Here is a 22,350-nt window from a genome sequence, read left to right on the forward strand (position 1 = left end):
AGGAAACGCTTTCATTCAGAATGTTCAAAATTAATATAACATATGATTTCATATATGAAAAATACAAAAACAATAAACGTACCTATATGAAAAATGTATACAAGCGGACGAAGCGGGCATTCCCCTTTCTCCACCAGCGCCATTTCCTAAAAACCGAAAGAGAATCCGCGAACGAAAGGAGACAAACGCATGATCGATGTGAAACAGCTGAAATACTTCGTCACGATTGCCGAAGAGGGGCAAATCACCAAAGCGGCGCAAAAGCTTCACATCGCCCAGCCGCCGCTCAGCCAGCAGCTGAAGCAGCTCGAAGAAGAGCTCGGTGTTCTTTTGTTTGACCGGAAGGCGAAAAAAATGGAGCTCACCCCACCGGGCAAGGCGTTTTACGAAAAGGCGAAACGACTGCTGCGCCAGCTTGATGACGCCGTGGCGGAAGTAAAAGAAATCGAAGACGGAACGACGGGCACGCTGTCGATCGGCTGCGTCAAATCGTGTTTTTCCTATTTGGCCCAAGCGATCCGTCACTTCCACGAACAAGTTCCGAACGTGACCTTCCATCTTCGGGAAGGGGATACGTTTTCCATTTGCCAGCTGCTTCAAGAGCGGCACATTGACATCGGCATCGTCCGCCTGCCGATGGATGCAGCTCATTACGACGTCATCCAGCTGGCGAGCGAGCGTTATGTCGGCGTCTTGCCGGCGCAATGGAACAACGGGCGAGCCGCGCTATGCATGCGCGATTTTGCCAATTGGCCGCTTCTCCTTCTTCACCGGGTGCACGGCGCCGGGCAGTACGAGCGAGTCATCGAGGAATGCCGCCGCCACGGCTTTGAACCGAACGTCTTATGCGAATGCCCGGATGCGACGATCTTGCTTTCCCTTGTCGCCCAAGGCCTCGGCGCCACCATTGTGCCGCAATCGACCGTGGCCTTGTTTCGCCTCCCCGGCATCGACGTATTCGAGATCACCGACTCGTCGATGACCGCGGAAGCCGCCGCCATCCTCGACCGACAACGGTATTTGCCGAAAAGCGCCCGCCGCTTCCTCGCTGTGCTCCAAACGATTGCCGCCAACGGACAGCAGGAAGAAAACGGACCGCTTCTTCGATCTTAGACTCGTGAGGGAAAGGAACCCATACGATTCTAGTCAATGGGGCTGGGCTTTTCGTTGATGCGTTTGCCGAACCAAGGGAAAGGAACGATACGATTCTAGTCAATGACCGGCTTTGCAAAAAATGAGGCGCCGTTGGGCGCCTAATCACAATCCGGCCGATCGCTGCAGCCGCTTGGCTATTGCGAAAAAGTCTTCCGCCGAAATCCCAGGGGCGAATTCTTCCGGCACTTCGTCCAAATCCGGGATCGTCCCCCCTTGGGGAGCTCCTTCCACCACCTCGAGCGGCTTTCCATCGCTCGGATGCGTGCCCTGCCAAATGCGGGCGATTTCTCGGTAATAGCGATCGCTGAACGTATAAAGCCGGCGGTGGACGCCTTGATCCTCATACTTTCTCGCCTCGTCGAACACACGGTTATCCAAGTTCGGGATCGGGAGCATCTTCGTCACATCCACACCGGTCGCCACTTCCAACGCTTTCGCATACGCTAAAATATGGACGCCCCCGCGCACGAGCAAGTAGCCGATCATCTCGCGGGCCGTCGGGTGATCGGTCATTTCATAGACGCGCATTTTATGCGTGCGCGCTCCGCACTCAAGGAAAAAGTTATGAAGCAAATCCAAAATCAAGTTGCCGCTGTTGAACACGTACTCCCCCGTCCACGCCTTCCCCATCGAATCGCCGGGAAACGCCGTCTGCGCCGTGGCGATGAAATGATACGTATTGCGCTTGTCTTTCGCGTCCTTCATCGGCGCTGTATCCGGGTCACCTGGGTGGGTGGAGCCGGTCAAACAAAGGTTGATCGCGTTGGACACGAGCTCGACATGGCCGAACTCTTCGGCAGTAATGCTTGCCACCAGCTCGTAAAACGGGCGAAGCTTGTTTTTTTGCCGAAAATTGAATGACTGAAACAAATAATTGTTCAACGTCGACATTTCGCCAAAGCGCCCGCCAAGCAGTTCCTGCACGGCCGCCGCCGCATTGGGATCTGCGTACTTCGGCTTCGGCAACTCAATCGCCAACCGGTCGATTCGCTGAAAGACCACCGCCTTTTCCTCCTTTTTCAGTTATGGCCGAGGCGAACGGAAACGACTTGCGCCAAGCGGACATAATAAACCGCCTGATGCGCGGCAATGACGAGATGATCCGGCTTCACATCCCTCACGATCCCCTGCATTGAACCGCGGACGGTTTCTACCACCACCTCTTGGCCGCGCACGCCTTGCAAAGTATGGTATACATACGGATCGATGAGCGCAAACAGCTGTGGAGAGGCATACGGTTGGTTCACGCGCAGTTCCTCCTTTGCGCAAAATCAAAATGGCTTCTTTATGATACGTATGACGCCGGCGCCCAAACATGACAACAAAATCAAGCGGCGAAGGCCAAAATCTTCCTTCGCCGCATGTGCAAGGTGGCGTTATCCCACGGCTTTGTTTTCGACGTCGCCACCGTAAACACCCCTTTTGGGCCTTCCGGCAGCGAAATCGTAAACGGCTTTTTCACCTTTTTCTCCTCCGCGATCACATACACGTCATCGAGCGACAACGAGGTCGTGTTGCGCCCGTGAACAGAAGGCACCGGCAGTTGCTCCGTCGCCCACGGCACATCTTGCGCCACTTTCGCTGCTTGTTCTAGGGCGTTCCCTCCCGCTTTGTTTTTCAGCAAGGAGTATAGAACAAAAGAATGTCCAACCGGTGAGCAATCGGTGAAAATCTTGTGAAATCAGATGAAGCGGGTCCATCGATCCCGCTCGTCATCCGATCAGCCCGAGACGCAGCGCCTTCGCCACCGCTTCCGTCCGATTTTTCGCGTTGAGTTTCCTCAAGGCGCTCGAAATGTAATCCCGCACTGTAAATTCGCTCAAATAAAGCTGATCAGCGGCTTCGGCCGTCGAGGCTCCGTCCGCAAGCAGCTTCAAAATCTCCATTTCTCTTGGCGACAGAGATTCCGTCATTGCTTCCCATTCTTTTTTCGGCGCCTCGATCCATTTCAGCAACAACTCCCCCGCGCTTTGGCCAAATTTCATCAGCGCGGGAAACAAGCGGCGGTCGACCTCAAAGAAACGGCCTGGCCCGCGATCGAGAACGACGCCCCCAATCATTCGCCCCTCTGTCGGCACATACACCGGAACGATCACCAACGAAGCCAACTCGAATGACTCGACATAGACGTTGGGAAACTGTTCGGCTGCCCTCGGCACGTAAATGGGGCGAAAATGGCGAAATTCATGCACTTCCGCTTTCAATTTTCCGACGCTTTCTTTCAACATCGGAATGTTGTCCAATTCGACGCGCAACCGCTGAATGTGCTCATGGTCCACCCCATGTCCGGACAGCCCGATGGCTGTGCTCTCCTGATTGACAAATTGAAACAGCGCGCAGCGGTTGAAAGGAAGAAAATAGGAAAAACCAAAACAAATATGCCTAGCCGATTCCATTAGCGTCTGCGCCCGCAAAATCCATTCATTGAACAAAATGACTGCATCTTTCCACAATGATTCTGTTTTCCAAGCAAAACCGCGACTCATTTTGAATGATTGTTCATTCACTTCATACAACAGCCATTCATTCCATTTGAAAAACAAATACCGCACGGCCGGGTGCAAGGCGGAGGCCCTTGGCGCATGTGCCTTCAACACTTGATGAACCGTATTTTCCATTACATTCAAAGAAAAGATGATCATCTCCGGATGAAACGCTCCGATGCGTTCGAGATACTCATCCGTTGGATGCTCGCCCCCGTACGGGAGCAGTCTTGCTTGAACGAATTCGCAAAGCGCGGAAAACACCTCTTGCACCCGCGCATTCCGCTTGCCAAGCGCTTTCCCGATCCGCTCCCATTCCCGGTTCAATTCCCCCTCATACCTATGCAAGATGTCGGCCGCTTCCTGTAGCAAACGAAGCAAATGATCGTTTAATTCCTTCGACATCCCCATCCCCCCGAATCCCCGTCAGTAATCGGTTGCTTTGATCATCTACTTTTTCATTCGAGCGGTCAATTCCTTCTTTTGCCCGTCATGCTTGTCTAAAAGCATGAAAAAATCCGACAAATATAGGGTTTTAATGGAACGGTGAATTATCATAAAATTTAAACAGATTTAATAAAGCATTCAAAAGGGGGAGGAGAAAGCATGGAAATGGCAACAAAACCGGTCATCATTGGGGGGCGCACGGCGAAAAAGCCGCTGCTCGCCGCACTGCTTGGAGGGTTTCTGTTTCTCGGCGCTCTACTGTCCATCTTTGGATTGACGGGCGTCGCCTATGCCGTGCCCATCAGCGGGGTTGGCGAATTTACTGTTCAATTTAACAAACTTAATGGTAGCGGTTTCAAAATGTACGGTGGAGTGGCAGAAGCCGGCAATGCGCCGCAGACACCCGTCTTCGTCAATGAGATGGAAAAAGCAACCATTCAAGGCTTGCGGATTTCGAAAGACTTTCCGGCACTTGGCATTCGCGTCATCATTGTTGCCAGCGAACCTGTGTCGATTGACGGGCTTGTACAAAAAGCAACACAAATTAACGGCAACATTTCCTTCGGCAACTTGACAATGAAAGAAAACTACGTCGGCGATACGAACAATCCTGTTGAAAAAGCGGCCAAAGAGTTCACACAAGGAGCGAACAGCATTACGATCGAAAACGGTGACATCAAAACGGTTTATTTGTTCCAGCAAAAAGTCACTCTTCCGGGGATGAAAGTGTACTTTGAAAAACTCAATTAAAAAGGATGAGAAGCCGTGAATGCGATTCGTTCTGCCTGGCGTAGGTTTCGTCAATGGCAAAAACGGCGGCCGTTTTGGGGGGCAACGTTTCTCTTGCTGTCAAGCCTTGTGATTTTATGGGTTCCAGCGCAGCTTTATGAAATTTCCCTTGTCCCTGGCAGCATGGTCTTTGCCGGTTTTTTCCTCGGCGGCATGGTTTGGTTGATGGGCGTTTTGGCCTACGCCATGCCGCGATTGTCCACCTTGATCGGCATCATCGGCATGTTCAGCGCGATTTTATCGATCATGGGCGCGTTAGGCGGCTTTCTCATCGGCACGATTCTCGGCATCATCGGCGGGGCGCTTTGCATCGCCTGGCGGCCGCAATGGGCCGATCCTGCCGCCCCGCTGGCCCATCATGAAGCCGCTGCGGACAAAGAAGCGACCACCGCCACCTCATGAAAAGCAAAACCGAACGCGGATCGACCGTCCCGTTCGGTTTTGTTTTGTCATCGCCGCCAATAAAGGCACATATACATGAATGAGATCGACCACTTTCCACAGAAAGAAGGAGGACCGCCATGAAACACCTTTCTCCCGAGCGACTGCACGTCACCCAGACCGCTGGAATCACCCAGCTGTCACCGGTGAACGGCCGTCTGTACACCTTAACCCACTCGGACACGACTGGCGCCTTATTCCTCACTGTCTCCCGCGCATTTGTCACTGATCAGCTCACTTCTCAACGCGATGAAGTGCTCGGTGAATGGAAACAAGCCGGGCAACAGCTAGTATTGTTTCTCTATGTATTCGTTGGCAACCAGCAAATGGGCCGGCAAGAAAATGCGCGCCGAGCGAACGTATTCAAGAAAGAATTGCCGTTGGCACTCGAAGCTATTCGCTACGGCGACCGCGCTTTTTTTCACACGTACCCGTTTTGTGATTGGTGCCCAATTTTCATTCATTTCACTTCCGAATACCCGGAGCTCAACCGGACGGAATACTACGGCACCCCGTATTTGTATCGCTGACAACCGCTTCGGTGACGGGGCTATGCATCGCCGCGTTTTTGGACAGCCGACAAACCTCTCTCTGTTTCTCAAAACGTAAACTATCGGACCAACGGTATTGCGCGCATTGCAAGAATTACCTTTAAGCATGGCGCTCAAAGTGAGTGCCACTCTACACTCCCCGCCTCGATCATGATAATGTTCACCCCGTCGGTGACTATTTTTACTTTTTCAAGCGATGGAGTGGCGGAAATAAGCACCACTTCCAATATTTCATCAGCATCAAAGTCTTTAACGCAATCTGTTTCAAAATATGTTACATCTTCAAAAACAATGAATCCTTCAATCATTTCCGGATCTTTCGTTTCGTCATAATCAAATGGTTGCCATTTGCATAACTCCGTTTTAAGAGATACTCTTTTGGTGGTCGAATCATATTCCACCTTCGTAATTAAACTCCCGTGCAAATGATATCTTTTAAGAAAATTAGATATTCTCATCATTTCTTCCCCCTTGTTCATCACAAGGTATTGTCAAAAGTTTATCCTCCACACTCACGGTTTTCCCTTGAGTTTCAACGGTTGGAAGAAAAAAAGCTTGCCACCCCCATTGTTTTCGGCCATCATTGAGGTAACGACACCCAACAGCCAAAACAAAGGAGTGACAAGCTTGTTACCTCAATTATTAGCCTATTTGCTCGAAATCATCAAGACCCAATATCAAATCATTGTGTATTTGATGGGTGTGATATTGGGAAAATCCTTGCATCTCGAGGACTGGGACGAACCCATCCAAAAGCCGTACCGGAAACTTCAGGTCGATGACCTTCCGATCATCGATGTGCCGGAAACCCTTGATTACCGGAAGCTGTTGGCAGACTATGAAGCCCAGCACAGACGTCCTTTACGGCCCATCCAGCGCCGCGCGAAGGCGAAACACCGTGTTCCGGATTCGTTGACCTGCCCTCGCTGCCAGGCTCCCTCTTCTTACCTGTACGCCAATAACGGCGGAAAAGGGCAATACCAATGCAAAGTGTGCCAATGCCGGTTCAACCACCGAAATCGGTTCACCAAGCAAGCGGTCTTTCGTTGTCCGCACTGCAAAAAGACGTTGGAAAAAATCAAGGAACGCAAGGAATACAACGTCTATAAGTGCAAGAACAACGATTGCCCGTTTTACCAGGCCAACCTTCGCCGGATGACGAAGAAAGAGCGCCAACAGTTTCAACAGAATCCTCAAGCCTTCAAGGTGCGGTATTTGTTTCGGGAGTTCTTGTTTGACTTTCTCCCGTTGGCTTCCTCGTCGCTCATCAAGCCGAAGGTCGATTTGTCCCGGCTGGCTGCGTCGCCGCACGTGTTGGGGCTCGTGTTGACGTACTACGTCAACTTTGGGATGTCCTCGAGGGAAACCGCCGCCGCCCTGAAGGACATCCATGGCGTCTCGATCTCTCATCAGACGGTGCTCAACTACGCCAACAGCGTCGCGCTTTGGATCAAGCCCTTTGTCGACCGATTCCCGTATGAGCTGTCCGGTTCGTTCTGTGGGGACGAGACATATATTCGTGTGAAGGGCCGTTGGCATTACCTATTCTTTATGTTCGACGCCGTGAAAAAGATCGTGCTGTCCTATCGCGTCTCGCCCAACCGGGACACGCTCTCGGCCATCAAGGCGATCAATGATGTCCTCAGGAAGCTGCCGTCCCTTCCAGACGACTTGTCGTTCGTCGTGGATGGCAACCCGATTTACCGGTTGGCGCAACACTTCTTTGCCCAGCACGGGATTTCGTTTGACGTCCGCCAGGTGATCGGCCTGACCAACGAAGATCCGGTCTCGGAAGAGTTTCGCCCTCTCAAGCAGATCATCGAGCGATTCAACCGGACCTTTAAAGGCAACTACCGCCCGACCCATGGGTTTGGCGCCGAGGAAGGCTCGGTGTCCTTTGTGACGCTGTTTGTGGCGTATTTCAACTTTCTGCGCCCGCATAGCGCGCTCGAAGGCCGGGTACCGGTCGTCATCCCGGAGCTCGCCGAGCTGCCGCATATGCCAGCCCGGTGGACGAAGCTCATCACCATGGCTCAGGACTTCCTTCAAAACGAGGCAGCCTAACTTTTTTGTCCTCCAGAGCCCGTTGAACAGAACTCCTGCCGGATTCGGCGAAGCGAACCCTTGACCAACCGAACACCGCCAAAGGTAAAATTCGGTAAAAGCAAGGGCGGCTTTCCTATTGCCTTCTTTTTTGTCCCCGTCGCCCTTGACGACTCTTTCCCACCTTTGGCGGGTGTTGGTCAAGGGCGAATCCGGCTCTCTGCATGCCCCACGATGCTCAATGGGATGGTCTGTGTGGAGTTTTCATAGAACTTTTGACGCTACCCATCACAATATTTTGGCTGTTGGGTATGTAGTTATTTCATGATGGCCGAAAAACAGAGGTGACAAGCTTTTTTCCAGCCGTTACAGGGAAAAATCGTGATGGATGAACTTTTGGCAATAGCAAACGAATGAGAGTGCGGGCGGGTTTTATAGTCATCTTAAACGATTGGCTATTTACATTATTTGGATCATTACGTGTCTTTGTATTGCATTGCTATAATCTTATTGACATCCAGATTAAATTAAACGATATCCTTTGCTTATTCGATTGGCAACCGGACGAAGAAAATCGTCAACAATGGAACAACTACAACGACTACGTACACGTATGACGCCGCCGACCAACTAACAGCCGTTAACGGACAGGCATACACATATGACGTGAACGGGAATTTAACGAACAACGGCAACAAAACGTTTGTGTATGATGACGAAAACCGTCTCATTCAAGTAAAAAACGCATCGGGCACTACGATCGCAACCTATACGTATGACCATCAAGGAAGACGCATCAGCAAAACAACATCAAGCGGTACGACTTACTATCACTACGATGGCGACTCGATTCGTCTGTTGTATGAAACAGACGCCAACAACAACATCACAGCGGAATATACGTGGGACGCATTGGGCCGCCCGGTCACGATGACGAAAGCCGGAGCCACTTACTACTATCATTTGAACGGTCATGGAGATGTCGTTGCATTGACGGATGCAAGCGGAAATGTCGTCGCCCAATACGAGTATGACGCATGGGGTAACATTCTGTCCAAAACCGGTGCGCTGGCAACAGCGAACCCATACCGTTATGCCGGGTATTATTACGATGAGGAAACCGGACTATACTACCTAATGGCGCGGTATTATGAGGCGAATATGGGGCGATTCTTGACAAGAGATACGTTCCATGGGGTTGAAAACGAGCCGCAAAGTTTGAATCAGTATGCGTATACGAAAAATAACCCGGTAATGTATGTGGATCCAAATGGAAACTATGCATGGATCGTATTGTCATTTCTAAGCGGGGGCGCAAATGCAACTTGGCAAATGGTTTGGGACTTTTATAAAAAATATAAATTTAACCCGTGGTGCTAGTTGAGCGCTAGCGCTCAACTAGCCCGAGTGTTACAAGCGAATACACCAACAAGATGCCATCGAGTGCTACTTCAAATCCCGCAATCGAATTCGCACGAATGTCTGTCATACGATATTGGTCAACAAGGACGGAGAATACCGTTTCAATGACTTTCCGTTTTTGTTTGAGCCATGTCTCCCATGACTCAGATGGGCGGTGTTTCTGGTTTTTGCGAGATGGAGTCCAAAAAGCGATTTGGTACGCCTCATACAACTTTTTTTGCAATTCACTACTGATGAATCCTTTGTCACCCAAGTTATAGGGGTGAGGAATTTGAGTCATGACGGTTTCAGCTGCAGTTCGATCGTGACAGGACGCCTCGGTTACCACGTATCCCATAGGTAGCCCTTGATCTGTCACTTGAAGATGAAACTTAAACCCATAGTACCACTGCTTTTTCGATGCACAAAATCCAATGTCAGCGATGCCTTGAACTCACATTTCGCACCCTAACAAGGTCAAAACAAAGGATTTTTTATTTAGTTTTTCAGAATAACTTTTTGACCAACACAACGAGCGATGGCTATCCTTTTTTTACCATCGCTGGTCGTTCCGTATGACGTTACACGTAAATGCTCTCATCCAGCCCCAACCCCTGCAGAATCCTTCGTTGTTCAGGGGTGAGGGAGCGATCCAGTGAGCGTTGGATGCGCCCATCCGGCAGCTCCAGGAGGACGACGTTCACATATTGAAACAGCTGAAAAATCGCCTGTCCCGTCGGCCGGGTCAGCTTGCGGCCTCCAGGACCCTTCAACGGGTGTTCTGGAGTAATAAACTGACGCACTCGGCGCTGAAAAACGCGGTAAATCGCCAAGGCCAACAGAAACAAATAGCCTAATACTGCGACCCGTTCTGGTTTTTTGACGTAAATCTCATCCGTGAAAAACGGATCTTTCAAAAAAGCGAAGTTCATTTCCACCGAGATCTGCCCTTTATATAGCTTCAAGATCTCTTGGGCATCCATTTGTTGGCCCTTCCATTCCTCCGGAACGGTCGTGACGAGGACAAACCGGGACGCTTTCCGTCTTGCCTGTTCCCACGCGTTTTGGTCGAATTCGACGTCAAGGCGCAAGAGATACCGCGTCTCCATCTCGGGTTCCACCCCTTTTTTCGGCCGTCCGCGCCGTTTTTTCGGGCGTACGATCTCTTCGACCGCGGCCTTGACCTGATGAAACCGTGGGCGAAGGGACATCTTGAGGGACGCCAAGGCTTGTTCAGCGTCTTCCCGGCACGAGAAAGGGTGGCGCTCCCAATGGGCTTGTTCCTCGCGAAGAAGCTCCGCTTCTTTGGTTCGTTCTTTTTCGAGCGTCTTTCCTTTTCGCTGGTCGAGCGCACTCGATTCGACGACGATCAGCCGAACGGGGTGGCCTTCATAGGTGGAGGATGTTTCCCATACCCGGTACGTGGCGCCGTTTCTCTCCGCCAGCGTAAAGGGTTCGCTCCACGGGATGTGAGGCGAATCGGCCTCCGCTAATGCCCGTTTCACGATCCGAAGCGACGAAGGGCCTCGGGTGATCAAAAAGGCGTTGGCCGCTTTGGTTTGCGCCAGAGTGTCTTTTGTCATCGCGGCGGAATCGGCCACGTAAATCCATTCGTCTTCCATCTTGGCTTGTTTGAGCTGTTCGTGGACACGGGACAGCACCTCCGGATTCCACGTTTTGTCAGGCAGGTTGCCGTCGTGCACATCGCCGTAAAACGGGATGCCGTCCTCGTTGCCGACCAGTCCGAAACCGATCTGTTTTTGCCAACGATGATGGCGGTTATAGCCATGTGTGATTTGTAAGGCCTCTAACGAGGCCGATTCATACGCGCCGTAAACGGTCTTGTCCGTCGTATCGGCGTGAAAGGCTCGGAGGGAAAGGCCTTCTTTGCGATAAATGTGAATCAAGCAAGTGCTGATCACCTTGTGAATATCGGCCTCATACAAGCGGTCGAGATGACGAGCCAAGGCATCGTCGTTCAACCAGGAAGGATGGAGACCGGGACGGATGAGTTTCTCTAGATCGATCTCCTGAGCCCATCGTTCCACGTGAACGAGGGCTTGCCGGCCGTCAAACATATTGTAGATGATGGCCTGAACGGCATCGCTGACTCGAGTCTGGCACTGTGGATCAACGGGAACGAGATGGTCAATCAATTGGGGCAGGCCCAGTTTCTTGAATAGGGCACTTATTATATTCAAATAATCATTACGATAGACCTTTTTGACTTGAACGTTCATGAGAGAAAAACTCCTTCACTTTCCTTGTGTGTCAAGGATTCATTCGACATCGGAACGAAAAAATCCTCCCGATTTTCGTCGAGAGGGTGCGAAATGTGAGCTTGAAATCGTTTGACACGGTACATTCTTGCGGCATGACACAACTCGATTGGTATGCTATCTACGACCGCATAGGCATGGTGTTGCCCACGTTTCGCCAGTTCATGACGAATCCATTTGATCGCAAAGCGCAGCGCTCGGCAACGGCGATTGTATCGAGAACGTTCGAGAAAACGTCCATCCGTGAACAAGTTCCCAGTAACAAAGCGATGCCATGCACGTTCGGAAGAGAAGCCAAGCAACTTTCCTAACAGATGAATGGCAATGATCACTGCGTCTTCTTGTTTCGCCAAATGACGATTGCGGCGTTGAAGATAGCATTGAATGTGTGACAGCTGGGCAGAAACAAAAAAGAAAATGGCTGCATATTGTTTTTGAATTTTCGCTTTGTCTGTTGTAAAATGAAAGTGCTCTTGCATGGGGATTCTCCTTTCGAATGTTTGGTCGCACTTTCATTCTACAGGAGATCCGCAGGCAAGGGCTATTTTTATGCTTACTCGATTTTATCTAGCACCACGGGTAAATTTAATCGGAGTGCGTGGATAAATAAATTTAATTGGAAAAAATTCGGTAATTTATTTGTTACGGGGGGATTAATAGGTATCTGTAGGTGAGCAAATTAGCTAACATAAATTTACAGCCAAACCAAAAAGGCGACATGGACTCGATTCCTTGGTTAGAATAGACAAGTGCAGCTCTTGGCGGCGCTAGAGTTGAGGCCGCCTCCGAAGATTGTAGGCATCCATCCTCGCGCCTAGATACACGCCGGAAGGATGCCCAAATGCCCCTCATCCCTTTGGCATCAAGGGATGAGAGGCATTTTGTTTACTTGGTCACTGTCGAACTTGTATACAATGCAAGGCAAAAAACACGGTGCAAAATCCTCGCAAAATTTTCGCCCATTCGCTGGCTTCTTTCGCATTCTTGAAAAAGCAAAAACGACCGCAAACACGGTCGCATCAAGCGGTTCACCATTTTTCATCCGAAACAGCAACATGTTGGAAATGGAGACGGTGGGAGTCGAACCCACGTCCAGAGGCATCGCCACTTAAGCATCTACGAGCGTAGTCGGTATATTTCGCTTCGCCGTCCGTTCCGCCTACCGACAGGCCTCCCGGCGGCTAGCCTGGTTCGTCTCTTCCCTCATCCTCAGGCGGCGGATTTGGGCGTAGCCCGCTTCATATGAGCCCCTCGAACGCCACGCGGGCGATGGCGGGAGGAGCTAGCTGCAGCAATTAAGCAGCTAAAGCGTAGTTTTGTTTGCCAGTTATCTTTAGGTGACGTTTTTACGAGGACGTCCCCCTCGGCTCGCCGCTTAAGCTCGACCTACCCCTGTCGAATCCGGATCGTCCCCGCGGTGCGAAGAGATCGGAACAGCTTAAGCCATGGATAACTGGCTGTTGCACTTTTTATTATACCATGGTTTTGCGCATTTTCAATGGGAATGTTTTCAATGTCGGTGAAAACCAATGATTTTTTCAAAAGAATGGAATTCGCCAAGAAAGAAGAGCCGATGTTTCAAGGCCTCCCCACTTGAGAACCGTCGGTTTTGACTTTTTCACACGCCGCTTGCTCCCTACAGCTTTTGCCGCTCGCGGAAGGCGCGTTCAATTTCGCGCTGCGCTTCTTTCCGTTTCATGTCTTCGCGTTTGTCGAACTTTTTCTTCCCTTTGGCGACGCCAAGCTCCACTTTGGCGAAGCCGTTTTTGATGTACAATTTCAGCGGCACGAGCGTATAACCTTGCTCTTTTGTGTAGCCGATCAGCTTGTTGATTTCGCGGCGGTTGAGCAAGAGCTTTCTCGTCCGCAGCGGATCATGGTTGTAGCGGTTGCCTTGTTCGTACGGGCTGATATGCATGTTATGGAGAAACACTTCCCCTTTTTCCACTTTGGCGAACGAATCTTTCAAATTCACCCGGCCGTTGCGGATCGATTTAATTTCCGTTCCTTGCAGCACAAGGCCGGCTTCATACGTCTCTTCGATGAAATAATCATGGTACGCTTTTTTGTTTTGGGCGATTACTTTTCCTTCGCCTTTGGGCATCCGTTTTCTCCCTCCTCATCGTAGCGTTTCTTATTTTATCAAAAACGAAAAAGAAGGAAAAGCCGCCTGTTCGGCTTTTCCTCACCGTTTTTTCTTTTTCTTCTTTTTCGCTTTCGCGCTGCGGTTTGGGCCGCTTTGCGCTTTCGGCTCCGCCTTTTTCTTTTGTTTTTTCCCTTCGATGACGACCGGAGCGGCTTTCGCTTTCGACGGGCGGCGTCCTTTCATGCCGACGACTTCAAAGTCGACGATCCGTTCATCTTTGTTGACGTTGATGACGCGGACGGTGATTTCATCGCCGATGCGGTACATTTTCCCGGTCCGCTCGCCGATCATCGCATAGCTGCGCTCGTCGTAGCGGTAATAATCGTCCGTTAAATAACTGACGTGCACCAATCCTTCGATCGTGTTCGGGAGCTCGACGAACAAGCCGAAGTTCGTCACCGAGCTGATGATGCCGTCAAACTCCATCCCGATTTTGTCTTCCATAAACTCCGTTTTCTTCAAATCATCGGTTTCCCGCTCGGCCTCGACGGCGCGCCGCTCCATGTTGGACGCGTGTTCGGCGATATCGGGCAGCTTTTCCGCCCATTTTTGCTGGGTGTCAGCATCCATCTCGCCGTTGATGAGATACGTCCGGATCAGCCGGTGAACGATCAAATCCGGATAGCGGCGGATCGGCGACGTAAAATGGGTGTAAAACTCGGTCGACAGCCCATAATGGCCGAGGCTTTCCGCGTCATAGCGCGCCTGCTTCATCGACCGAAGCATGACGGTCGAAATGACCATCTCTTCCGGTTCGCCGCGCACCGCCTCGAGAATTTGCTGGAGGGCGCGCGGATGGATATGGTTGCCCGTTCCTTTCACGACATAGCCGAAGTTCGTGATGAACTCCAAAAAGCGCTGCAGTTTTTCCGGTTTCGGGTCTTCGTGAACGCGGTACATAAACGGCACGTTCAGCCAATGGAAATGCTCAGCGACCGTCTCGTTCGCCGCGAGCATGAACTCTTCAATCAACCGCTCAGCGACCGACCGCTCGCGCAAGACGACATCGTACGGTTTGCCGTTTTCATCAACGAGCACTTTCGCCTCTTTAAAATCGAAATCGATGGCCCCCCGCTTCATCCGTTTCGTCCGCAAAATGTCGGCGAGTTCGGCCATCAGCTCAAACATCGGCACGAGCGGCGCGTATGTTTCACGCAACGCCTCGTCTTTATCGACCAAAATTTTATTGACGTCGGAATACGTCATCCGCTCGACGGTGCGGATGACGCTTTGGAAAATGTCATGGCGGACGACTTCGCCTTGCGGGGTGATTTCCATTTCACACGACAGCGTCAACCGATCGACTTTCGGGTTGAGCGAGCAAATGCCGTTCGACAGCCGGTGCGGAATCATCGGAATGACGCGGTCGACTAAATAGACGCTCGTGCCGCGCTCATACGCTTCGCGGTCGATCGGCGACCCTTCCTCAACATAGTAGCTGACATCAGCGATATGGACACCAAGTTTGTAGTTGCCATTCTCAAGTTTTGTCACCGTCACCGCATCGTCCAAGTCTTTCGCGTCTTCCCCGTCGATCGTCACGATCATCTCGCCGCGCAAGTCACGGCGCCCCTCCAAATCTTTTTCCGTAATGACGTCCGGAACACGGTTGGCGTGCTCGATGACGTCATCTGGAAACTGCAGCGGCAAACCGTGCTTATAGATGACCGATAAAATATCGACGCCCGGGTCGTTTTTATGGCCGAGAATTTGGACGACTTCCCCTTCGGCGCTCATTCGCCCTTCCGGATACGAGGTGAGGCGGACGACGACTTTATGCCCTTCGACCGCTCCGTTCGCCGCGTTTTTCGGGATGAAAATGTCATTGACGATCCGTTTGTCGTCGGGGATGACAAAACCGAAATATTTGCTTTCCGTGTATGTACCGACGACTTCTTTCACCCCGCGCTCCAAAATGCGGACGATCGTCCCTTCGCGGCGCGCTCCGGATGAGTCGGCCTGAACGCGAACAAGCACCGTGTCGCCGTGCATGGCGTTTTTCAATTCGGACGGCGGGATGAAAATATCATCCATTCCCGGCTCTTCTGGGGTGACGAAGGCAAACCCCTTCGGATGGCCCGTCACTTTGCCGCGCACGAGATTCATCCGCTCAGGCACGCCGTAGCGGTTGCTGCGCGTCCGGACGACAAGGCCTTCCTCTTCCATGGCGACAAGCGTTTTAACCAGTTCCTTAAATCCATCCGCATCCCCGATGCCAAAGGCTTCTTCAAGCTCCTCAACAGTGAGCGGCTTGTACGCTTCATCGCGCATAAACGCCAAAATTCGTTCAGCCAATGCCTGATCCATCGGCCTTTCCCTCCTTTCCAACGCTACCAAGCTAACGACTCCAAAAAGGCATAAATATCGTCATGCAGCTGTTCTTTTTCCTGATCCAACGTGATGACATGGCCGGATTGCTCATACCATTTGATTTGCTTGATTGGCGCTCCGATTTCGTTATAAATAATATTGGCGCTGTCGGGGTTGATCATTTCATCATGGCGCGCCTGAACGACGAACGTCGGTGCGTAAACCAAGTCCAAATGGTCGCGCACCTCGGCAATCAATGCCTGCAACGCTTTCAATGTGCTCATCGGCGTTTCCTTGAAACGCTCCATTTCCGCTTCAATTTGTTCGGGCGATTTTCCTTCGCGCTTTTTATACTCGCGCGCATACTCGAGCACACCTTCATACATCGTTTCTTCGCTTTTGATGTACATCGGCGCGCACATCGTCACAATGCCTTCTATAGGTACAGTGTAACCTAATTTTAACGAAAATACGCCTCCAAGCGACAATCCGGCGACGGCGATTTTTTCATAGCCTTTGTTTTTCAAAAACTGATAGCCGTTCATGACGTCTTGCCACCAATCATCCGGACCGGTATGGACAAGCTCTTCCGGCGGCACGCCGTGCCCTTTGTAAATCGGCGCGTGACACGTGTAGCCTTTCGACTCCAAGAATCGCCCAAGCATCCGAACGTCAGCGGAGTTGCCGGTGAACCCATGCAAAAGCAACACAGCGCGCTCCCCAGCCTCAAAGAAAAACGGTTTGGGCGGAACTAGTTTCATCATCGTTCTCCTTCCTCTCTGGATGAAATAGAAAAGGCAGCCCGTTTTCGTGTCAGGACCGCCCCCGCTTTTCGCTTATGCTCATTCAAGATAGGCAATGACAAACGACAGCACAAAAAACAACACGGCCAATACGATCGTCACGCGCTGAAACACCGCATCGAGTCCGCGCGCTTTTTGCTTCCCGAACAATTGCTCGGCACCGCCGGTGATCGCTCCCGACAGCCCAGCGCTGCGGCCCGATTGCAGCAGCACGACAACGATCAGCGCAACCGACACAATGACAAGCAGCGTCACAAGCAAGGCATGCATGCCTGACACCTCCAACGACCTACGTTGCAATAGTTTTACTATACCATACATCGCTGTTGGCGGCAACTGCCTCACCTGTCTCCACACGTTGAAAGGAATAGATTCGCTTTTTTACAAAAAAATACAATCCGGAAGATGTTCAAATGGAGGAAATCGATGAAATCATTGACGAATGACTGGCAAAAATCGCAACGTATCTGACTTGATCGGCCTGGAGGCAACGGGAGAATGGAACGGTGTTGAAGGAAAGACTGCGTTTCCTGTCTTTTCTAGGAGGCCGGTGATTTAGTGCAAAATACTACCGATTCCACCCATTTCTCAATTAGAGAAACCATGTAGAATCAGCTTTCTTTTCTGAATGAAAATGCCTCCGATTGGTGTGTGACAGCGGTTTTTCACCAGCCTACTAGACAGCCGAATCGAAGGACGGGCGGCAAAAAACTCCCCGCCTCTCCCTTTGCATAGATCCTCCATCTGCTTGACCCTCCATGCCTTGGGCGCGGTATGATCATTGTCGTCCGCAGCCGAAATACGTTACAATGAAAACAAATCGGCAACGACGGGAGGGATTCCAATGGCAAGACCAGACGAACGAGTCGTCATCGCGATTGACGGCTACCAATTCAAACGGGCGCGGGAGGCGAAGGAAGGGAAAATTTTCGTCACCTCGCCGATCGGGGCGAACTTTACGTTTGACGTCAACGTCATGCGGAAGCTGCTTGAGGCGATCGACCGCGACCCGGCGCTGGCGGAACAGTTCGGGCTTCCTTCACCGGGAGCAAACGAATAACAAAGGAACGGCGGTTGGCCGTTCCTTTTTCCTTATGCGCGCGTCATCCACGCTTCCCGCTCGCGGCCAAACGGATCGTCTTCAACATGGCTCGCAGCCGAAAAGACAAACGCCGGTTTGCGCTCGTTCGTATAGACCGGCCACTTCTCTGGCAAATGCGCGCCGTTTGGGTCGCCGGTGCGGGCGAACGAAAGCCAAGCGTAATGCATTTCGTTGGCGATCGCCTCGCGCTCCGGCCGGCCGCCGACAAAATTGGCAACGCCGGGCTGATGGAAGTTGTGAAACACAAACGGCAGCTCAAGCGCATGGCATGCTTTCAGCTGTCCGCCGAACACCGGCGTTTCATAATCAAACCGATACATGTACACCTCGGCCCCCTGCGCCGCCTGGGCATCCGCCGTCCGCAGCATCCCCTCGACAAAAACGCGGTACGTCATGATGCGCAGCCACGTTTGCCACGCAGGCGCTGACACATCCGCCGTTTCCTTGTAATAGCGGATTGCCGCATCCGGAATCGGCCCGACTTCACGGTTGATCCGATCAAGCAGTTCGGTTTCGCCAAGCTTTGTCCAAGACGGATCGGTCAACGTAAACAAATGGTACTCGTCTTTCGTCACGCCAATCAGGATTGGAATGTCACTTGCCGCCCCATCGCGGAGCGCTTCGATCGGATGGCGGCGCAGCACATGTCCGTCAATCACCGGGCCGTACGTGATTCCTGGGCCAAGCGACATCGCCGCCTGCAACAGTTCATTGGCTGGAATCGACAACAGCCGATCACGGTCGCCTAGACGGACGCCGGCGCGCTCGAGAATGCGCTCGGTCATGGCCATCGCCGTCTCCGATGAGCGAAGAAGAAGCGAACCCGACCCGCTTTGCAAAATGGCGCGCCGAAACAGTCCGCGGGCCTCCGGAAGCGACAACAGCACGCCAACGCTCGCCGCTCCGGCCGATTCACCGAAAATCGTGATGTTGTCCGGATCGCCGCCAAACGCCGCAATGTTCTCCTTCACCCAGCGCAATGCCGCCACTTGATCTAAAATGCCGAGATTGCCCGCTTGGGCGTACGCTTCGCCAAACGCATCACCGAGATGCAAAAAGCCGAACACGTTCATCCGGTAGTTGATCGTCACGACAACGACATCACCGTGTTTCGCAAACGCCGCGCCATCATACCACGGCGACGAGCCCGAACCCAACAAAAAGGCGCCGCCGTGAATCCAAAACAACACCGGGCGCTTCTTCCCATCGGCCGCGGGCGACCAAATGTTCAGGTACAGCCCATCCTCGCTCGGCGGCTCGCTCATCCTCCCGAGCAATCCGCTGAAAATCGGATCCGACGGCTGCATGACAACCGGCCCGAACGATGTCGCCTCCCGCACCCCATCCCATGCCTCAGGCGGCTCCGGCGGCAAAAACCGGCGCTCACCGACCGGCGCTTTCGCGTACGGAATTCCTTTCCAAACGAAAACGCCTTCATTCATTTCCCCGCGCAACCGGCCGTACCTTGTTTCAACAACGGTTCGCTCCATCCCCCTACCTCCTGAATATTCAAATGATTCAAGAAATATTATAAACCACCACCCCTCCCACGTCCATCGTTTTGCGCCCGCAGGAGAGGGGCTCATGCCGCTTAAAAAAGAGAGGCCCCATGCCGAAAAGCAAAGATCCCCGCGGCCGAAACGGTCAGCACCATTACAGTTTCTCTTGGCGCACTTTTCTCTCATTAATTAATAACGAACATAAACTAGTAACGATCCCCAAAGCACCTGCAATGAAGAAAAGATATTTTATATTGAAATAATCAACACTGACCCCAAAAATAAACTGGGCTACTGGCGTTGATAGCATTGAAATTGCCATCATAATACTATTCACTCTTCCTAATAAATGAATAGGCACAGAACGTTGAACAAAAGTAGGTATAAGGACTCCTATAAAACCAGTCATTAAGCCAATTACGAAAACGAAAATTAGAGTAATCAAAAAGTGTTGGGTGAAACATAGTGCGGCAATACCAGCAGCTTGTAAAAGAAAAGAGAAATATATAACCTTCAATTCAACCTTCTGAATGCTTTTAACTGAAAAGATTAAACCAGTTAACAAACTTCCCATTGACATCGATGAATATATATATCCTAAATACTTAGCATCATCACTAACATTTTTAGCTAAAAAAGGGAACAATACATTAACCCCGTTTGCTCCAATATTTACAAAAAACATAGTTATCACCAAATAAAAAATCATTTTTTGTCTATTCAAAAAACTAAAACCGAGTCGTAAATCCGAAAAGTAAGAAGTGTTGTCATTATTGTCGTTCATATTTTCAAGATGACTATTTTTACAATCCACGAGTGTTGATTATCCAAAATTATACATACGCCTTCCATAAATTTGGGCATACTCAAACAAAGCAGCGGCCATCCCGGATTTCCAATCGAGAGGAAGCTGCCCAGAGAAAAAACGGCGAACGAACGAAATGAAGGAAAGAGAGACGTTCGTCTGTTTTTTGGTTTGATCATACAGCCATCGCAGCAACACATACGCGATGAACGCCGCAAACAGTTGGTTGTATACCGCATTTTCCGTCGTGCCAAACAAGGTCGGGACATTCAGATATTGCTTCACCCAACGGAAAAAGACCTCAACAGTCCAACGTTGTTGGTACATGTCGGCAATGGTTTCCGCAGACGCATGGAAGAGGTTCGTCACGACCCGAATGTCGCGGCCATTCGCATCTCGAAAGATCACCACCCGGTGACGCTTGGTGGAGCGGCATTGTTTCGTCCCCAACTGGCACGTGAAGTCGGCTTGAACCGATGAGGATGTGCTGGAAAGGCGTTTCAAGCTTTTTTTCTGATGAAGTTCGATGTTGTCCTTCATCCGAATGACAAAGAGCTGATGCTGCTCCACAAATCGATCGAGGCGTTCGATTTTGAAATACGCCCGGTCTTCCACCAGCACTTGTTGAGCGTTCGTCAACTGTTCTCCCACCGGGCCATCATGACGCAGTCCGATGGTTTCCACCACGTCTGCCGGCAACGAGGATTCCGGCGAATACGCGACGTGCAGCTTCACTCCGGCGCGTTCGCCGTGATACGGCGCCCATGGCAGGCGGTTTTTCCCGACCGTGACGGTCGTCGAATCCACCACCCGAAGCGGTTTGGGAAACCGAAGCGAACGGCGGGTTTGGCGGTTGCACTTGGAAATGATCAACGCCAACAAGCGTTTCATGATGTCATAGGGAACTTCTTTCGCTTTCTTGGATACAGTTGAATAATGGAATCGCGGCAATCCATACAGAGGCCCCACATCGGCTCCGTGGCGAAAGCTTTTCCATTGATGCATGGCGGCCAGCAGGAAGAAGTGAATCAACTCGCGCAACGTAAAGGTTCGAGACGAATCACGATACCCAACCGCTTCGGCAATCAGTTGAATCTCTTCATCCGAAACAAGTTTTTGCATCAAATTCGGGAGTGTGGTATGCTTGTTCATAGAGAGCACCTCCTGGGTTTGTTTGTGTCGCTACTCACATTCTACAGGAAAGGTGCTCTTTTTTCTATACCCTTTGGATTTTATTGGATAATCAACACGCCTGTTTACAATCAATAAACAAAATGAAAAAAGTTGAAAATACATATAAGATAGACATGGCGATCAAGGAACGTTCGATTGAGATTGATTCAACCATCCAAGCGGCGATTAAAGGACCCAAAATGATCGTTGTTCTTACAACAGTGAAGTATTGACTATTGAGACGACTTAAATATTCAGTAGCGACTAATCTTGGCTTTATTGATTCTGAGGCTGACCAATAAAAAGCATCAATCGCTCCAAACAAAACGGAGACCATTATGAGAATGACAAAAGAGACAGTATGATCCCATAACAGAATAGCCAAAACTGACACAATGATTGCCCTTATTATGTCTGACAACCACAGAAACAACTTTGCCCCTATTCGATCAATAACCGGTCCGCAAAGAAGCCCAGCAATAAATCTCGACAAACCTAAGGAAAATAAAACTGCTCCCATCAAAAAACCTGATTGTAAAACGTCAGCAATATACCAAGCTATAACAACACTGTATATGACGTCCCCCAAGTTGGAAAGAAACGTTGCTATGCAAAATTTTGTAGCGTTCAAAATGATCCCCCTTAAAAAGATTGAGACTAGGCATGTCATGCACTTGTGAAACAGAACAAAAATTCGTTGAAGCGCTTCCTATGCTTCGGCAAATCCTCGCAACGTTCGCCCTGCCCATTTCTCATTAAAATCTTGAATGGTTAAATACACGACTTTTTCCGCGGCTTCTAAACTGCTCAAACGGTTCATCCAATTCTATTCTAAACTGTAGATGAGCAAATTCGCTAACATAAATTGACAACTAAACAAAAAAGGAGACATGAACCCAGCCCCTTGAGTAAAATAGATGTGC

At 50.8% G+C, this 22,350-nt stretch carries 21 protein-coding genes, 1 other RNA gene and 2 pseudogenes; 7 read left to right on the plus strand and 17 right to left on the minus strand.

The features are described 5' to 3' along the window. The first annotated feature begins 189 nt into the window (after positions 1 to 189). Complete coding sequence (locus GC56T2_RS14935) at positions 190 to 1,113, plus strand: LysR family transcriptional regulator (protein ID WP_144976273.1); 924 nt, start codon at positions 190 to 192, stop codon at positions 1,111 to 1,113. Between the two features lie 144 nt (positions 1,114 to 1,257). On the opposite strand, the gene GC56T2_RS14940 is transcribed toward GC56T2_RS14935, so the two are convergent. The 4 genes from GC56T2_RS14940 to GC56T2_RS14955 all read right to left on the minus strand — a co-directional run bounded on the left by GC56T2_RS14940 (position 1,258) and on the right by GC56T2_RS14955 (position 4,043). After that, on the minus strand, positions 1,258 to 2,157 hold the full coding sequence (locus GC56T2_RS14940) for a manganese catalase family protein (RefSeq protein ID WP_144976275.1): 900 nt from the start codon (positions 2,155 to 2,157) through the stop codon (positions 1,258 to 1,260). A gap of 17 nt (positions 2,158 to 2,174) precedes the next feature. After that, positions 2,175 to 2,402 (minus strand): YuzF family protein, encoded by a 228-nt coding sequence (locus tag GC56T2_RS14945; protein WP_144976278.1) that lies wholly within the window; start codon positions 2,400 to 2,402, stop codon positions 2,175 to 2,177. Positions 2,403 to 2,482: 80 nt separating this feature from the next. Then, positions 2,483 to 2,719 (minus strand): hypothetical protein, encoded by a 237-nt coding sequence (locus GC56T2_RS14950; RefSeq protein WP_255516104.1) that lies wholly within the window; start codon positions 2,717 to 2,719, stop codon positions 2,483 to 2,485. Positions 2,720 to 2,867: 148 nt separating this feature from the next. Then, on the minus strand, positions 2,868 to 4,043 hold the full coding sequence (locus GC56T2_RS14955; RefSeq protein ID WP_144976280.1) for a helix-turn-helix domain-containing protein: 1,176 nt from the start codon (positions 4,041 to 4,043) through the stop codon (positions 2,868 to 2,870). A gap of 201 nt (positions 4,044 to 4,244) precedes the next feature. Here GC56T2_RS14955 and GC56T2_RS14960 point away from each other — a divergent pair, with 201 nt between their 5' ends. The 3 genes from GC56T2_RS14960 to GC56T2_RS14970 all read left to right on the plus strand — a co-directional run bounded on the left by GC56T2_RS14960 (position 4,245) and on the right by GC56T2_RS14970 (position 5,845). Beyond that, a complete protein-coding gene (locus GC56T2_RS14960; protein WP_144976282.1) occupies positions 4,245 to 4,835 on the plus strand; it encodes a DUF6230 family protein in 591 nt (196 codons plus the stop codon). 15 nt (positions 4,836 to 4,850) lie between these two features. Further along, on the plus strand, positions 4,851 to 5,276 hold the full coding sequence (locus tag GC56T2_RS14965) for a DUF6114 domain-containing protein (protein ID WP_144976284.1): 426 nt from the start codon (positions 4,851 to 4,853) through the stop codon (positions 5,274 to 5,276). Positions 5,277 to 5,395: 119 nt separating this feature from the next. Then, positions 5,396 to 5,845: a staygreen family protein gene (locus GC56T2_RS14970; RefSeq protein ID WP_144976286.1), complete on the plus strand. Its 450-nt coding sequence runs from the start codon at positions 5,396 to 5,398 to the stop codon at positions 5,843 to 5,845. Between the two features lie 134 nt (positions 5,846 to 5,979). Here GC56T2_RS14970 and GC56T2_RS18215 read toward each other — a convergent pair whose 3' ends face one another. Next, positions 5,980 to 6,324, minus strand: coding sequence for a hypothetical protein (locus tag GC56T2_RS18215; protein ID WP_255516105.1), 345 nt, complete (start codon positions 6,322 to 6,324; stop codon positions 5,980 to 5,982). Positions 6,325 to 6,493: 169 nt separating this feature from the next. Here GC56T2_RS18215 and GC56T2_RS14980 point away from each other — a divergent pair, with 169 nt between their 5' ends. Then, a complete protein-coding gene (locus GC56T2_RS14980) occupies positions 6,494 to 7,930 on the plus strand; it encodes a DDE-type integrase/transposase/recombinase (protein WP_144974183.1) in 1,437 nt (478 codons plus the stop codon). Between the two features lie 531 nt (positions 7,931 to 8,461). Then, positions 8,462 to 9,289 carry an RHS repeat-associated core domain-containing protein gene (locus GC56T2_RS14985; protein WP_483299728.1) on the plus strand — a complete coding sequence of 276 codons (828 nt, stop codon included), beginning with the start codon at positions 8,462 to 8,464 and terminating at the stop codon, positions 9,287 to 9,289. Between the two features lie 7 nt (positions 9,290 to 9,296). Here the strand turns inward: GC56T2_RS14985 and GC56T2_RS14990 are convergent. The 8 genes and pseudogenes from GC56T2_RS14990 to secG form a co-directional block, all read right to left on the minus strand. Next, positions 9,297 to 9,761, minus strand: a pseudogene (locus tag GC56T2_RS14990) (IS982 family transposase); the annotation flags it as partial. A 130-nt stretch (positions 9,762 to 9,891) separates the two neighbouring features. Beyond that, positions 9,892 to 11,550 carry an IS1634 family transposase gene (locus GC56T2_RS15000; RefSeq protein WP_144972777.1) on the minus strand — a complete coding sequence of 553 codons (1,659 nt, stop codon included), beginning with the start codon at positions 11,548 to 11,550 and terminating at the stop codon, positions 9,892 to 9,894. Between the two features lie 101 nt (positions 11,551 to 11,651). Next, positions 11,652 to 12,068, minus strand: a pseudogene (locus GC56T2_RS15005) (transposase family protein); the annotation flags it as partial. Positions 12,069 to 12,651: 583 nt separating this feature from the next. Next, positions 12,652 to 13,003, minus strand: a transfer-messenger RNA (tmRNA) gene (gene ssrA, locus GC56T2_RS15015). Between the two features lie 222 nt (positions 13,004 to 13,225). Continuing rightward, positions 13,226 to 13,693, minus strand: a complete 468-nt coding sequence (gene smpB, locus GC56T2_RS15020; protein WP_033844578.1) for an SsrA-binding protein SmpB — start codon at positions 13,691 to 13,693, stop codon at positions 13,226 to 13,228. Positions 13,694 to 13,774: 81 nt separating this feature from the next. Then, entirely contained in the window at positions 13,775 to 16,042 is a 2,268-nt protein-coding gene (gene rnr, locus GC56T2_RS15025) for a ribonuclease R (protein ID WP_144976291.1), read from the minus strand. A gap of 23 nt (positions 16,043 to 16,065) precedes the next feature. After that, positions 16,066 to 16,809 carry an alpha/beta hydrolase gene (locus GC56T2_RS15030; RefSeq protein WP_108209725.1) on the minus strand — a complete coding sequence of 248 codons (744 nt, stop codon included), beginning with the start codon at positions 16,807 to 16,809 and terminating at the stop codon, positions 16,066 to 16,068. A 78-nt stretch (positions 16,810 to 16,887) separates the two neighbouring features. Continuing rightward, on the minus strand, positions 16,888 to 17,118 hold the full coding sequence (secG, locus tag GC56T2_RS15035; protein ID WP_033844580.1) for a preprotein translocase subunit SecG: 231 nt from the start codon (positions 17,116 to 17,118) through the stop codon (positions 16,888 to 16,890). Positions 17,119 to 17,692: 574 nt separating this feature from the next. On the opposite strand from secG, the gene GC56T2_RS15045 reads away from it, so the two are divergent. Then, positions 17,693 to 17,908: a hypothetical protein gene (locus tag GC56T2_RS15045; protein WP_031407171.1), complete on the plus strand. Its 216-nt coding sequence runs from the start codon at positions 17,693 to 17,695 to the stop codon at positions 17,906 to 17,908. A 32-nt stretch (positions 17,909 to 17,940) separates the two neighbouring features. Here GC56T2_RS15045 and GC56T2_RS15050 read toward each other — a convergent pair whose 3' ends face one another. From GC56T2_RS15050 to GC56T2_RS15065, 4 genes are all read right to left on the minus strand, one after another. After that, the gene (locus tag GC56T2_RS15050; RefSeq protein ID WP_144976293.1) at positions 17,941 to 19,440 is read right to left on the minus strand and encodes a carboxylesterase/lipase family protein; all 1,500 of its coding nucleotides are present in this window, start codon (positions 19,438 to 19,440) and stop codon (positions 17,941 to 17,943) included. Between the two features lie 163 nt (positions 19,441 to 19,603). Continuing rightward, positions 19,604 to 20,263, minus strand: coding sequence for an MFS transporter (locus GC56T2_RS15055; protein WP_255516107.1), 660 nt, complete (start codon positions 20,261 to 20,263; stop codon positions 19,604 to 19,606). Positions 20,264 to 20,272: 9 nt separating this feature from the next. Further along, complete coding sequence (locus GC56T2_RS15060; protein ID WP_015375695.1) at positions 20,273 to 21,406, minus strand: IS4-like element IS5377 family transposase; 1,134 nt, start codon at positions 21,404 to 21,406, stop codon at positions 20,273 to 20,275. A gap of 91 nt (positions 21,407 to 21,497) precedes the next feature. Beyond that, positions 21,498 to 22,058, minus strand: a complete 561-nt coding sequence (locus tag GC56T2_RS15065; protein WP_255516108.1) for an MFS transporter — start codon at positions 22,056 to 22,058, stop codon at positions 21,498 to 21,500. Between the last annotated feature and the right edge of the window lie 292 nt (positions 22,059 to 22,350).

Origin of the sequence: Geobacillus sp. C56-T2 (genome assembly GCF_007829715.1) — a bacterium.
In the GTDB taxonomy this organism is placed as follows: domain Bacteria; phylum Bacillota; class Bacilli; order Bacillales; family Anoxybacillaceae; genus Geobacillus; species Geobacillus icigianus.

Coding starts and splice junctions, on each gene's coding strand:
- GC56T2_RS18215 (WP_255516105.1), bottom strand. CDS start 6,324: ATGAGAATATCTAATTTTCTTAAAAGATATCATTTGCACGGGAGTTTA.
- GC56T2_RS15050 (WP_144976293.1), bottom strand. CDS start 19,440: ATGGAGCGAACCGTTGTTGAAACAAGGTACGGCCGGTTGCGCGGGGAA.
- rnr (WP_144976291.1), bottom strand. CDS start 16,042: ATGGATCAGGCATTGGCTGAACGAATTTTGGCGTTTATGCGCGATGAA.
- GC56T2_RS14970 (WP_144976286.1), top strand. CDS start 5,396: ATGAAACACCTTTCTCCCGAGCGACTGCACGTCACCCAGACCGCTGGA.
- secG (WP_033844580.1), bottom strand. CDS start 17,118: ATGCATGCCTTGCTTGTGACGCTGCTTGTCATTGTGTCGGTTGCGCTG.
- GC56T2_RS14935 (WP_144976273.1), top strand. CDS start 190: ATGATCGATGTGAAACAGCTGAAATACTTCGTCACGATTGCCGAAGAG.
- smpB (WP_033844578.1), bottom strand. CDS start 13,693: ATGCCCAAAGGCGAAGGAAAAGTAATCGCCCAAAACAAAAAAGCGTAC.
- GC56T2_RS14960 (WP_144976282.1), top strand. CDS start 4,245: ATGGAAATGGCAACAAAACCGGTCATCATTGGGGGGCGCACGGCGAAA.
- GC56T2_RS15045 (WP_031407171.1), top strand. CDS start 17,693: ATGGCAAGACCAGACGAACGAGTCGTCATCGCGATTGACGGCTACCAA.
- GC56T2_RS14955 (WP_144976280.1), bottom strand. CDS start 4,043: ATGTCGAAGGAATTAAACGATCATTTGCTTCGTTTGCTACAGGAAGCG.
- GC56T2_RS15060 (WP_015375695.1), bottom strand. CDS start 21,406: ATGAACAAGCATACCACACTCCCGAATTTGATGCAAAAACTTGTTTCG.
- GC56T2_RS15030 (WP_108209725.1), bottom strand. CDS start 16,809: ATGATGAAACTAGTTCCGCCCAAACCGTTTTTCTTTGAGGCTGGGGAG.
- GC56T2_RS15000 (WP_144972777.1), bottom strand. CDS start 11,550: ATGAACGTTCAAGTCAAAAAGGTCTATCGTAATGATTATTTGAATATA.